General features: G+C 69.3%; 8 protein-coding genes. 7 read left to right on the plus strand and 1 reads right to left on the minus strand.

Annotation, left to right across the window (positions count from 1 at the left end; all coding sequences use genetic code 11):
- Nucleotides 1-187 precede the first annotated feature (187 nt).
- Complete coding sequence (locus tag EV190_RS16670) at nucleotides 188-3,379, plus strand: efflux RND transporter permease subunit (protein ID WP_133742505.1); 3,192 nt, start codon at nucleotides 188-190, stop codon at nucleotides 3,377-3,379.
- Nucleotides 3,380-3,546: 167 nt separating this feature from the next.
- Nucleotides 3,547-3,693, plus strand: coding sequence for a hypothetical protein (locus EV190_RS23465; RefSeq protein WP_166655483.1), 147 nt, complete (start codon nucleotides 3,547-3,549; stop codon nucleotides 3,691-3,693).
- Nucleotides 3,694-3,799: 106 nt separating this feature from the next.
- On the opposite strand, the gene EV190_RS16675 is transcribed toward EV190_RS23465, so the two are convergent.
- Complete coding sequence (locus EV190_RS16675) at nucleotides 3,800-4,249, minus strand: ATP-binding protein (protein WP_208113214.1); 450 nt, start codon at nucleotides 4,247-4,249, stop codon at nucleotides 3,800-3,802.
- Between the two features lie 660 nt (nucleotides 4,250-4,909).
- Here EV190_RS16675 and EV190_RS16680 point away from each other — a divergent pair.
- From EV190_RS16680 to EV190_RS16700, 5 genes are all read left to right on the plus strand, one after another.
- Nucleotides 4,910-6,943 carry a PhoX family protein gene (locus EV190_RS16680; protein WP_133742507.1) on the plus strand — a complete coding sequence of 678 codons (2,034 nt, stop codon included), beginning with the start codon at nucleotides 4,910-4,912 and terminating at the stop codon, nucleotides 6,941-6,943.
- Between the two features lie 550 nt (nucleotides 6,944-7,493).
- Nucleotides 7,494-8,477, plus strand: a complete 984-nt coding sequence (locus EV190_RS16685) for an ABC transporter permease (protein ID WP_133742508.1) — start codon at nucleotides 7,494-7,496, stop codon at nucleotides 8,475-8,477.
- 67 nt (nucleotides 8,478-8,544) lie between these two features.
- Entirely contained in the window at nucleotides 8,545-9,471 is a 927-nt protein-coding gene (locus tag EV190_RS16690; protein WP_133742509.1) for an ABC transporter permease, read from the plus strand.
- Between the two features lie 14 nt (nucleotides 9,472-9,485).
- Nucleotides 9,486-11,675, plus strand: a complete 2,190-nt coding sequence (locus EV190_RS16695; RefSeq protein ID WP_133742510.1) for an ABC transporter ATP-binding protein — start codon at nucleotides 9,486-9,488, stop codon at nucleotides 11,673-11,675.
- A gap of 62 nt (nucleotides 11,676-11,737) precedes the next feature.
- A complete protein-coding gene (locus tag EV190_RS16700) occupies nucleotides 11,738-13,444 on the plus strand; it encodes an ABC transporter family substrate-binding protein (RefSeq protein WP_133742511.1) in 1,707 nt (568 codons plus the stop codon).
- Nucleotides 13,445-13,555 lie beyond the last annotated feature (111 nt).

A 13,555-nucleotide genomic window follows, 5' to 3' on the forward strand; every position in this document is an offset into this window, starting at 1 on the left:
GGTGGGATTTTCAACGTGACACGAAGTATTGTGGAGGCGCGTGCCCGGCGGAGAACATCCGCGCGGCCTCCCGTAAAGGCCCGCGCGAGACGAGAACGATCCGACCACGGAGCGCGTCCACTGGACGCGCCCGGATCGCAGCGGTGCCGTGTCCGACGCGAACAGTCCTTTGAGGAGCCCCACTCTCATGTCCAGATTGGCCAAGCTGAGCCTTGGCAACCGGGCGCTGATCCTCCTGATCACGCTCAGCGCGATCATCTTCGGCCTGGTGGCCGCAGGGTCGATGAAGCGCGAGCTCATGCCCTCCATCGAGCTTCCGATGGCCGTCGTCGGCGCCCAGTACCAGGGCGCCTCGCCGGAGGTCGTGGAAACCGAGATCACCCAGCCCCTGGAGCAGGCGGTCAAGGGCGTTCCGGGTGTGACCGGGTACACCTCCACCTCCAGCACGGGTTCGGCCCAGGTCGTCGTCGAGTTCGACTACGGCGACTCCACCGACGACGTCATCCGGTCCCTCCAGCAGGCCGTCGACCAGGTCGGGCCGATGCTGCCAGAGGATGTCGACCCCTTCGTCCAGGCGTTCAGCTTCGACGACTTCCCCGTCGTGATGCTGGCCGCCGGAGCGGGTGACGGCGATGCCCAGGCGCTCGCCGAGCCGCTGCAGGAGCAGCTGGTCCCCGAACTGGAGTCCATCTCGGGCGTGCGCGGCGTGCAGGTCACCGGCGTGCGCGAGTCCACCGTCACCATCACGCCCGACGAGGGCGAGCTGGAGGACGCCGGATACACGGTCAACGACCTGACCAGCGCCCTGCAGGCCAGCGGAAGGCTCTCGCCCGGCGGCCAGATCACCGAGGACGGCAGCACCCTCACCGTCACCACCGGCGGCAAGCTGGAGTCGGTCGAGGACGTCGAGAACATCTGGCTGGCGCCCGGCGGGGCGCCCGCGCAGGCGGTCCCCGGCATGCCCGCCCAGACCTCCGACCCGGTCCGGCTCTCCGAGGTCGCCGACGTCGAGCTCAGGGTCGACGACGTCACCAGCATCACCCGCACCGACGGCGAGCCGAGCCTCGGCGTCTCGATCACCAAGACCCCCGAGGGCAACACCGTCGAGATCTCCGAGGCGGTCCGCGACCGGGTCGACGAGCTCGAGGAGCAGCTCGGAACGGACACCAACATCACCGTGGTGTTCGACCAGGCGCCCTTCATCAACGAGTCCATCCTGGCCATGGCGGAAGAGGGGCTGCTCGGCCTCGGCTTCGCCGTCGTCATCATCCTGGTCTTCCTGCTGTCGATCCGCTCCACCATCGTGACCGCGGTGTCCATCCCGGTCTCGCTGCTGATCGCGCTCCTGGGGATGCAGGGCTTCGGCTACACCCTCAACATCCTCACCCTGGGCGCGCTCACCGTGGCGGTGGGCCGCGTGGTCGACGACTCCATCGTGGTCCTGGAGAACATCAAGCGCCACATGGGCTACGGCGAGGACAAGTACACGGCCGTGTTCACGGGCGTGCGCGAGGTCGCGGTCGCCATCACCTCGGCGACCCTGACCACCATCGCCGTGTTCCTGCCGGTCGGCTTCGTCGGCGGCCAGATCGGCGAGATCTTCCGGCCCTTCGCGGTGACCGTCAGCATCGCGCTGGCGGCCTCCCTGGTGGTCTCCCTCACGATCATCCCGGTCCTGGCCTACTGGTTCATGCGGCCCAGGGTCGTTCCGGCCGAGGAACTGGAGCGGATCAAGGCCGAGGAGAACGAGCGCGAGCTGCGCTCCCCGCTGCAGCGCGCCTACCTGCCGGTGATCCGCTGGGCCACCCGCTACCGGCTGGTCACGCTGGCGGCCTCCGTCGCGGTCCTGCTCGGCACGTTCGCGATGTACCCGTACCTCAACACCAGCTTCCTGGACGACCAGGGGCAGAACTCCCTGACCGTCACGCAGGAACTGCCGGTGGGCACCTCGCTGGAGGAGGCCGACGAGGAGGCCGCCAAGGTCGAGGAGAAGCTCGCCGGGCTCTCCTGGATCGAGTCCTACCAGGCGTCCTTCGGCGGTAACGACCCGGCCGCCGCCATGCTCGGGGGCGGCGGGGCGAGCTCCGTCTCGTACACGATCACCACCGACCCCGACGGTGACCAGGCCGAGTACCAGGAGAAGCTGCGCCAGGCGCTGGCCGAGGTCGACACCGAGTCCGAGGCCCGGGTGCAGAGCGCCGCGGGCATGGGCGGAACGTCCCTGTCCGTCGAGGTCAGGGCCGACGATCCCGAGGTCCTGGAGGAGGCGACCGGACTCGTCGAGGAGGCGGTCCGGGACATCCCCGGCGCGGCCGACGTGCAGAACAGCGTCGCCGCCGCGCAGTCCGCCCTGGAGGTCCGCGTCGACGGCGAGAAGGCCGCCGAGGAGGGGCTCACCGAGGGCCAGATCGGACAGGCCGTCACGGCGGCCTTCCAGGGCACCACCGTCGGGACCGCGACCGTCGACAGCGTCCAGCGCGACATGGTGCTGCGCGTGGACGAGGCCCCCGCCAGTGTCGAGGCGCTGGAGAACCTGGAGATCGCGGCCCCGTCCGGCGAGGTCGAGCTGTCCGAGGTCGCCGACGTCGAAGAGGTGCAGCAGGCGCCCGAGCTGAGCCGCAGCGGCGGGTTCTCCAGCGCGACCGTCTCCGCGACGCCGACCGCCGAGGACCTCGGCCAGGTCACGGTCGACCTGACCGCGGCCATGGACGAGCTCGACCTGCCCGAAGGCGCCACCGCCAGCATCGGCGGCGTCAGCGAGGACCAGAACGAGGCGTTCGCGCAGATGGGTCTGGCCATGCTGGTGGCGGTCGCGATCGTCTACCTGGTCATGGTCGCGACCTTCAAGAGCCTCATGCAGCCCCTGGTGCTGCTGGTCTCCATCCCGTTCGCGGCCACCGGCGCGCTCGGTCTGCTGCTGGTGACCGGGGTTTCGCTGAGCCTGCCCGCGCTGATCGGCATGCTGATGCTGATCGGGGTCGTGGTCACCAACGCGATTGTGCTGATCGACCTGATCAACCAGTACCGCGAGGAGGGCATGGAGCTGCGCGAGGCCGTCGTCGAGGGCTCCCGGCACCGGCTGCGGCCGATCCTGATGACGGCCCTGGCCACCATCGGCGCGCTCACGCCGATGGCGCTGGGCATCACCGGCGGCGGGGCGTTCATCTCCCAGCCGCTGGCGATCGTGGTCATCGGTGGTCTGGTCAGCTCCACCCTGCTCACCCTCATCCTGGTCCCGGTGCTCTACACCATGACCGAGGGGGTCAAAGAGCGCAGAGGGAAGCGCCGCGCGGCCGAGCGCGAGGCCGCGATCGCCGAGGCCCGCGCCGAGGCGGCCGACGCGAAGAAGGCCGAGTCGTTGGAGGACGCCTCCAGCTGATCCGGATGTGAGAAGGAGGGCGCCGCGTCACCCCTTGAGGGGGCGCGGCGCCTTCGTCTTACCGGAATCAGATCATTCCTGGTGGAAGCGGGGATCGAGCGGAATCCGCAGGAGCGCGGGGCGCGTCGATTTGTGGGAAGCGTGTCGTGGAAGGCAAGCTTCGGCATATGGAAAGCAAGCACACGGACCTTGACGAGCTCGTTCGCGAGGAACTCGGAGGGGAGCCGTCGCAGGAGGCCAAGGACTACGCGCGTCAGCTGTACGAGAAGTACCGCCTGCCCGACGCGCCCGCCCCGTCCCGGGAGGACGGCTAGATCGTTGACGGGTTTTCGGTGATCTTGGCCTTTTCGGGGTCTCAACCGCCTCTGAGACCCCGAGAAGGTCGAGGCCACCGGAGACGGGGGGCTCCGCGGGGGTTCGTCAGGGCTCGGCGGGATCGTCTCCGTCCCAGGTCAGCTCGAACCAGACCATCCGGCCGAGGCCGTCCGGGCGGGGCTCGGTGCCCCATTTGGCGGCCAGAGCCTCGACCAGGTCGAGGCCCCGGCCGTGTTCGCTGGCGTCGTAGGGGTCGCGGTGCTGCGGTTGCGGGAGTTCGGGGCTGCCGAGGTCTCGGACCTCCACCCGGGTCCATCCGTCGGTGACGTACACCGTGACCTCGAACTTGCCGCCCGGGGCCCCCGAAGCGCTGTGGGTCACCGCGTTCGTGGCGATCTCGCTGGTCAGAAGGGTCGCGGTGGTGACCTCGGGAGAGACTCCGAGCTGACGCTCCACGAAGCGGCGGGCGTGCCTGATCTGGTTGGCCAGGCCGGGGAAGCGGCGTCGGACCGGAACGCCGCGAGCATCGGGACGGGGAAGAGAGCGCTCGTGCATGGGCTTCGCCGGTACTTCGGGAGACGGATGGGCAACGGGTCTGGTGCGCTGGCGGGGGACCTGGACAGGAGGACTGGCCAAGGACGGCGTGGACGGAATGTCTGTCATGGTGATCACTCCCCAACGGCATGAGGGCCTCATGCCGCCGATCAAGCCGCTTGGACTGCGTTGTCGGCCGGGTTCGCGATGGGTGTCCATGCCCGGGCAGGGTCACGGCGCGGGGACGCGGACGGCCTCGTAGGGCGGCATTTGCGGTTCACGGGTGAGCGTCGCGGCTTTATTGACTTGTATCCACCGCAAAGAATACGTGCGCCGACCCCAGGTGAACGCGCCGGGGGTGAACTATCCGGAATCTGTGGACAACCGCCCGCCTCACGGGACCGGACGGGCTCCGCGGAGGCGGGGAAGAGCAGTTCGGGGCACCTCCCGGCGGCGGGGGACCGGCGAGTCGCGTGACGACCTCGAGCAATCGTCATACCGTGTTCGGTGACGGTGAATTGTCGCCTCGTTCACCACGGATTCACTGTCCCGATCGGCTGCTCCGAGATGGTCGTGGCGGTTGGGCGGTTCTCACCCGCCGAATCGCGGTCCTGTTTCGCCCGTAGGAGGCTCTCCCGGTGACGCGAGACGGGACCTCTCCGCACGCGATCAGGAGGATACGTGACCGAAACCGCCCCCCACCGGCGACCGCTGCCACTCATCGGCCACCTCGGCGGACGCTCCCGCGCGACCTGCCGCTTCCGCTGCGGTGACGCCTGCTTCCACGACGCGCCCAACACGAGCGGCAACGAGTACTTCGGCGACGTCTACACCGAGGTGCTGTCCCGGCGCGGGGTCCTGCGCGCGGGCGTGGTCGGCGCGGGCGTCTCCGCGCTGGCGGTGGGCGCCGCGACCCCCGCCCTGGCCGGCGGCAGGGGAAACCCCCGGCTCACCTTCACCCCGGTCCAGGCCAACACCGCCGACCAGGTCACCGTGCCCGAGGGGTACCGGCAGAGCATCGTCGTGCGCTGGGGCGACCCGGTCGTCCCGGACGCGCCCGCCTTCGACTTCGCCAACCTGACCGCCGAGGCGCAGGAGAAGCAGTTCGGGTACAACTGCGACTACGTCACCTTCTTCAAGATCGACTCGCGGCGCGGCCTGCTGTGGGTGAACCACGAGTACACCAACGAGAACATCATGTTCGCCGGGTACACCGACGGCGCCGCCGCGGACCCCGAGCAGATCAGGGTCTCGATGGCCGCGCACGGCGGCTCCGTCGTCGAGATCGAGCGGGTCGGCCGGACCGGGGAGTGGCGCCTGGTCACCAAGGGCAGGCGCCGCTACAACCGCCGCGTCACCGCGACCACCCCCATGCGGCTCACCGGCCCGGCCGCGGGCCACGCCCTGTTGCGCACCGAGGCGGACCCCAAGGGCGCCAAGGTGCTGGGCATGCTCAACAACTGCGCGGGAGGCACCACTCCGTGGGGGACCGTGCTGACCGCCGAGGAGAACTTCAACCAGTACTTCGTGGGGGGCGAGGGCGCGCCCGAGGAAGCCAAGGAGGCCCTGCGGCGCTACGGTGTCGCGGTCTCCGGAGACACCCGCAGGGACAACCGCCGCTTCGACCGGGTCGACGAGCGCTTCGACCTGTCCAAGCACCCCAACGAGGTCAACCGGTTCGGCTACATCGTCGAGATCGACCCGTTCGACCCCGGCTACACCCCGCGCAAGCGCACCATGCTGGGCCGCTTCAAGCACGAGGCCGCCACCACCCGGCTCGCCAAGGACAACAGGGTGGCCGTGTACATGGGCGACGACGAGCGCTTCGACTACATGTACAAGTTCGTCAGCGACAAGAAGTTCCGCAAGGGCTCGCGCAACCACAACGACACCCTGCTGGACGCGGGCACGCTGTACGTCGCCAAACTCACCGGGAACAGCCCCGCCGAGCAGTTCGACGGTTCGGGCACGCTTCCCGAGGACGGCGAGTTCGACGGCTCGGGCGAGTGGATCCGGTTGTGCGACTCGCGGCGCAGCTACGTCGAGGGCTTCAGCGTCGAGGAGGTCCTGATCCACACCCGGCTCGCGGCCGACAGGGTCGGGGCCACCAAGATGGACCGGCCCGAGGACTTCGAGCCCAGCCCCGTCACCGGCAAGGTGTACTGCGCGCTCACCAACAACTCCGCCCGCACGCCCGAGCAGGCGGACGAGCCCAACCCGCGCGCGAACAACCGGTACGGCCACATCCTGGAGATCACCGAGCGCAAGAACGACGCCGGGGCGACCTCCTTCGCCTGGACCGTGGTCGTGGTCTGCGGCGACCCCGAGGACGAGAGCACCTACTTCGCCGGATACGACAAGTCCAAGGTCGCGGCGATCTCCTCGCCCGACAACCTGGCCTTCGACAAGCACGGCAACCTGTGGATCTCCACCGACGGCCAGCCGGGCAGCATCGGCGTCAACGACGCCCTGCACGTGATGCCCGTCGAGGGCAGGCACCGGGGCGAGCTGAAGACCTTCGCCACCGTCCCGGTCGACGCCGAGTGCTGCGGCCCCTTCATCTCGCCCGACAACAAGACCGTCTTCATCGCACCCCAGCACCCGGGTGACGGCGGGACGGTGGAGAACCCCACCAGCACCTGGCCCGACGGAGACCTCCCCCGACCGTCGGTGGTCTCGATCTGGCACTCCCAGGGCAAGGACGTGGGCGCCTGACGGTTCCCGTCCCGGTTCCGGGGCCCGGCGGCACGTGACGCCGGGCCCCGTCCGTGTGCGCGGGGCCGGCCGTCCGCCGGTCCGCCCGAAAACCACCCGGAAGCGGCGGGAACCCGTCGGCTGCCCCGGATTCCAACCCGCCGGAACCGGATTCCTGTCCGTCTGCCGACTTGACGTCCGTGCCGGTCCGAGGGCTTCGCACTGGGCAGTTTGTCTCGCTCCGAACGGCGATCGGCCGCCTACCGTCCGGTTCTGGCTAATCTTCCCTACGAAGACGCCCCACATCGTTAAGTACAGGCCTCGTGACTCTTTCTTGACACCTCGGTAACCACTTGGTGTCGGAAGGTGCGCAGACTCGTGGTCATTCGACCCGCTGACCGTGGGTCAAGAACACGACACGTTTCGGTTGGCCGCCGGGTGATCCTCTACGGCACATTGATGACTACGCTCGGTCACTGGCCGAACCGGTCCGCTCGACGTGGTCGGGTCCCGCCGGTACGGCCTCCGAGACCACTGAAACGCCGAACAGGCGAAGGCGGGAGGAGTCCCGGTGGGGATGTTCCTGGTCAGACGGTTAGCGAACTACGTGGTGTTGATCTTCCTGGCGACCACGTTCGCGTATCTGCTGGCCGCGACCACGCTCGATCCACGGGCCAACTACGCGGAGATGCGTCCCCAGCCGAGCGAGGAGCAGGTCGACGCGCGTCTCGACGAACTCAACCTCAACGACAAGACGCCGCTGGCCGAGCGCTACGCCTACTGGGTCGGAGACATCGCCACCGGCGACTTCGGACTGAGTGTCCGGGGCACGTCCGTCAACGAGGAGATGGCGCGGCGCGTCGGCGTCTCCCTGCGCCTCATCCTCTTCGGCACCGTCATCGGCGCCACCAGCGGCATCCTGGTCGGCGCCTACGGGGCGGTCAAGCAGTACCGGTTCTTCGACAGGGCGTCCACCGGCGCGGCCTTCTTCGTGCTCTCGGTCCCGGCCGTGGTCATCGCCATCTCGCTCCAGGTCATCGCGGTGTGGATCAACGAGGCCACCGGGGTGCGGATATTCCAGTACGCGGGCGAGTACACGACCGGACTCGACGCCGGCTTCTGGGGACGGCTCGGCAACCGGATCCAGCACGCCGTCCTGCCCACCCTGGCCCTGGCCATCGGCCAGTTCGCGGCGTTCAGCCGCTACCAGCGGAACATGATGCTGGACGTGCTCGGCTCGGACTTCGTGCGCACCGCCATGGCCAAGGGCCTGACCCGCCGCAGGGCGTTCTTCAAGCACGCGCTGCGCACCGCGCTGATCCCCACCGTCACCTACTTCACCTTCGTCTTCGGCATCATGCTCGCCGGGACCACCTTCACCGAGAAGATCTACGGCTGGAACGGCATGGGGTCGTGGGTGATCGACTCCATCGTCACCAACGACGTCAACGCCGTGGCCGCGGTCTCCTGCTTCATGGCGATCTGCGTGATGGCCGCGTCGTTCTTCTCCGACATCCTCTACGCCTGGCTCGACCCGAGGGTGAGGGTCAGTTGACCGCCGCGTCCCCGCCCCGAACCGCCCAGCCCGGGACCAGCGCCCGGACCTCTCTGGAGAGCACACCATGAGCATGTCCGCCGAGCGCGTGGCGTCCGAGACCGAGACCGGCCAGGAGGGCGGAACCGACGAGACCCGCATCCCCGGCCGCTGGTCCGTGGTACTGGGCACCATGCTGCGCCAGCGCCGCGTCCTCGTCGGCCTGGCCGTCCTGCTCCTGCTGGTGGCCGCGGCCTGGATCGGCCCGCTGCTGTCGCCATGGGGGTTCGAGGAGCGCGACTACGCCAGCTTCCTGCGGCCGCCCTCGCCCGAGCACTGGCTCGGCACCGACAACACCGGCCGCGACCTGTACATCATCACCCTGGTGGGCCTGCAGAAGTCGATCATCATCGGACTGCTGGTCGCGGTCATCACCACCGCGGTCGCCGCGGTCGTGGGCGCGTTCGCCGGGTACTTCCTCAACCTCACCGACAAGGTCCTGATGTGGGTCACCGACCTGGCCCTGGTCCTGCCGTCGTTCCTCATCCTGGCGATCCTGTTCCCCGCCATCAGGGACAGCGGATGGATCGTCTTCGTGCTGCTGCTCGCCGCGTTCGGCTGGATGATCACCGCCAAGATGGTCCGGGGCATGACGATCTCGCTGAAGGAACGCGAGTACGTGTACGCCGCACGCTACATGGGGGTGTCCCCGGTCAGGATCATCTTCCGGCACATCATCCCGAACATGTCCTCACTGCTGATCGTGGACGCCACCATCAACGTGAGCTCGGCGATCATCGCCGAGACGAGCCTGTCCTACTTCGGTTTCGGGGTCCAGGCGCCCGACGTCTCCCTGGGCACCCTCATCGCCCTGGGCTCCCGGCAGGCGGTCACCCACCCCTGGACGTTCGTCTTCTGCACCGGGCTGCTCATCGTCCTGGTGATGGCCGTCAACCTCATCGGCGAGGGGCTGCGCGACGCGCTCGACCCGCAGTCCAAGTCGCGCCGCGCCTAGGAAGAGCAACCACCATGACCAGTACTGAGACGAAGACCGGGGACCCCACCGGAGAGCGGAACCCGGAAGCCCCCGTTCTCGAGGTCGAGGACCTGCACGTCACCTTTCCCGGCGTCAACAGGGCGCCCGACATCCGAGCGGTGCGCGGGGTCAGCTACCGCCTCAACCGCGGAGAGGTCCTGGGCATCGTCGGCGAATCGGGTTCGGGCAAGTCGGTGTCCTCTCTGGCCGCGATGGGCCTGCTGCCCGAGTACGCGAAGGTCAGCGGCTCGGTCCGGCTGAAGGGCAAGGAGATCCTGGGCCTCGACGACCGCCGGCTCGCCGAGATCCGGGGCAGGACCATCTCGATGGTCTTCCAGGACCCGCTGTCCGCGCTCACCCCGGTCTACACCGTCGGCGACCAGATCATCGAGGCGGTGCAGATCCACAACCCCCAGGTGGGCAGGGCCAAGGCCCGGGAGCGCGCCGTCCGCCTCCTCGAACTCGTCGGCATCCCCAACGCGGCCCAGCGGGCGGGCGCCTTCCCGCACGAGTTCTCCGGCGGCATGCGCCAGCGCGTCATGATCGCCATGGCGATGGCGAACGACCCCGACGTGATCATCTGCGACGAACCCACCACCGCCCTGGACGTCACCATCCAGGCCCAGGTCCTGGAACTGCTCAAGACCGCCCAGCGCGAGACCGGCGCGGCCATCGTCATGATCACCCACGACCTCGGAGTCGTCGCGGGCTTCGTGGACCGCGTCCTGGTCATGTACGCCGGACGCCCGGTCGAGACGGGCACCGTGGACGAGGTGTACCACCGCCCCCGCATGCCCTACACGATGGGCCTGCTGGGCGCGGTCCCGAGGCTGGACCTGGCCGAGCACGCGCCGCTGGTGCCCATCAAGGGCAACCCGCCGTCGCTGGCCGAACTGCCGCCCGGCTGTCCGTTCGCGCCGCGCTGCCCCATCGCGCTGCCGCAGTGCCTGGCGGCCGAGCCGAGCCTGCTGCGGATCGGCGCCCAGCCGGGCCTCGCCGAGATCGACGCGGCCCCCGGAGCGGCCGGCGAGAGCGGGGGGCCGGACACGGGAGAGCACCGCGTGGCCTGCATCCGCTCCGGCGAGATCGACACCGAGCAGTGGACCGGCGCCGACATCTACCCGCTGCCCGAGATCCCCGAGGGTGAGGCGACCCGGATTCCCCGCGAGGAACGGCCCGTGGTACTGGAGGTCCAGGACCTCGTCAAACACCACCCGCTGATGAAGGGCGCGATCTTCAAGCGCCGCGTCGGCACCGTGTACGCGGTCGACGGGATCAGCTTCGACATCCGCGAGCACGAGACCCTCGGCCTGGTGGGCGAGTCCGGCTGCGGCAAGTCCACCACGCTCATGGAGATCCTCAGCCTCGACAAGCCCGCCCGCGGCAAGGTCGTCGTGCTGGGCAGGGAGTCGGGCACGCTGACCGGGCGCGAGCGCTTCGACATCCGCCGCGACCTGCAGGTGGTCTTCCAGGACCCGATGTCCGCGCTGGACCCGCGCATGCCGGTCTTCGAGATCGTCGCGGAGCCGCTGCGCACCCACGGCCGCTCCCGGAAGGAGATCAACCGCCGGGTCCGCGAACTCCTGGACCTGGTCGGCCTGGACGCCTCGCACGCCGCGCGCTACCCGGCCGAGTTCTCCGGCGGACAGCGCCAGCGCATCGGCATCGCCCGCGCCCTCGCCCTGGAACCCAGGGTGCTGGTGCTGGACGAACCGGTCTCCGCGCTGGACGTGTCCATCCAGGCGGGCGTGATCAACCTGCTGGAGGAGCTCCAGGCCCGCCTCGGCCTGGCCTACCTGTTCGTCGCGCACGACCTGTCGGTGGTCCGGCACCTCGCGGACCGGGTCGCCGTGATGTACCTCGGCCGGATCGTGGAGATCGGCGACGTCCGGTCCGTCTACACCGAGCCGGCGCACCCGTACACCCAGGCCCTGCTGTCGGCCATCCCGATCCCCGACCCGGAGAAGGAGCGAGCCCGCGCCCACGTCGTGCTGGAGGGCGACCTGCCCAGCCCGGCCAACCCCCCGTCGGGATGCCGCTTCCGCACGCGCTGCCAGAAGTTCCGGGCCCTGACCGGCGAGGACCAGCGGCGCTGCCTCACGGAGGAACCCGCGCTCCAGCCCGTGAGCGGCGGTGACCACACGGCCGCATGCCACTACGCGGAGAAGCGCGCCGTCGTCTGACCCCACCCCCACGTCCAGCCGTGCGCCGCACGGACCTGGTCCATCCCCGAGGAGGAGAGAACATGCGCATCAGGAGGAGCGCGGCCCTGGCCGCGCCGGTTCTGGCGCTGGCGCTGCTGGCCGGCGCCTGCGGCGGCGGTGAGGACGGCGGCGACGAGGAAGACGTCCCGACCCTCGCCGACATCGCCAGCAGTGACATGAACCCGCAGGAGCGCGACACGCTCCAGGACGGCGGGACCATGAACTGGGCGGTCAGCGACTTCATCAGCCAGTACATGCTCCACCACACCGACGGCAACCTCGCCGTCAACGTCGACATCCTGCAGTCGGTCATGCCGCGCGCGCACAACTTCGACGACGAGGGGATCCCCGTCCCGTACGAGCCGTTCGTGCTGGAGAGCAGCGTCAACGAGGACGGCTCGGAGGTGGTCTTCACGCTCAACCCCGAGGCCGAGTGGTCCGACGGCGAACCGATCACCTGGGAGGACTACGCCGCGCAGGTCGAGACGCTGTCCGGGCGGACCGAGGGCGACTTCGGCCACGGCGGGTCGGCGGCCGGCTACCGCGACATCGAGGAGGTCGAGCAGGGCGCCGACGAGTACGAGGTCGTCTTCCACTTCTCCACCCCCTACGGCGAGTGGCCCGGCCTGTTCGACGTCCTGTACCCGAAGGAGTACATGGAGGACCCGGACGAGTTCAACGAGGGCTACCTGGAGGACATCCCGGTCACCGCGGGTCCCTTCGAGGTCGGGGAGATCGACAAGACCGCCCAGCGCGTCACCGTGACCCGCGACGACGACTGGTGGGGCGAGCCGGCCAAGCTCGACAGCATCACCTTCGCCACGTACGAGATCGACGCGATGGCGGGCGTCTTCGTCAACAAGGAGATCGACGCCTTCTACGTGGGCTACGACGCGCCCTCCTACGAGCGCGCCCAGGAGCGCGAGGACGCCCGCATCGCCCGCGCGATCGACAACGGCTACCGCTACGTCGAGGTGAACGCCGACCGCGACGCGCTCTCGGACGTCGACGTCCGGCACGCCGTCATGCTCGGCATCAGCCGCGAGTCCCTGGCCGCCGCCTCCCTCGAGGGCGTGGAGTGGCCCAGCGACCCCACGGCCAACCGGCTCATCCGCTCCAACCAGCCCGCCTTCCAGGACAACTCCGGGGAGTGGGGGGCGCGCGACCCGGAGCGGGCGGCCGAACTGCTCGACGGCGCCGGCTGGGTCCTGGAGGAGGGCGCCGAGGTGCGCACCAAGGACGGCGAGGAGCTCGTCCTGGAGTACGTGACCCCCTCGGGCCTGCAGACCACCCTCAACGAGGCCGAGATCACCCAGCAGCAGCTGGCCGAGGTCGGCATCAAGGTCGAGATCAACACCGTTCCGTCGAACGACTTCTTCAACGAGTACATCTACAGGGGCAACTTCGACCTCTCCTCCTTCGTGCAGGTCGGCTCCACCCCGTACGCCGGTGAGAGCTACGAGAACTACGGCGGCCCGTTCGGCGACGGCGAGGAGGACTGGGGCAACAACCTCGCCCGCACCTCCACCCCGGAGATCAACGACAAGTACGACGAGCTGATCCAGGAGACCGACCCCGAGCGGTACTACGAGATCGCCAACGAGATCGACACGCTGCTGTGGGAGAACGCCCAGGGCATCCCCCTCTTCCAGCGCACCGGTATCTGGGCGGTGAACGAGAGGCTCGCCAACTTCGGCGCCGAGGGCATGTCCTCGGTCGTCTACGAGAACATCGGCTACACCGGGTAGCACCCGGTCCCACGCGACCGGTCCGAAGCGCGCCCCCGCCGGGAACCCCGTCCCGGCGGGGGCGCCGTCCTGTCCGCGGGTCTCTCTCGAGGATCTTGACGTTGCCGCCCG

Source organism: Actinorugispora endophytica (genome assembly GCF_004363075.1).
Classification (GTDB): Bacteria; Actinomycetota; Actinomycetes; order Streptosporangiales; family Streptosporangiaceae; genus Actinorugispora; species Actinorugispora endophytica.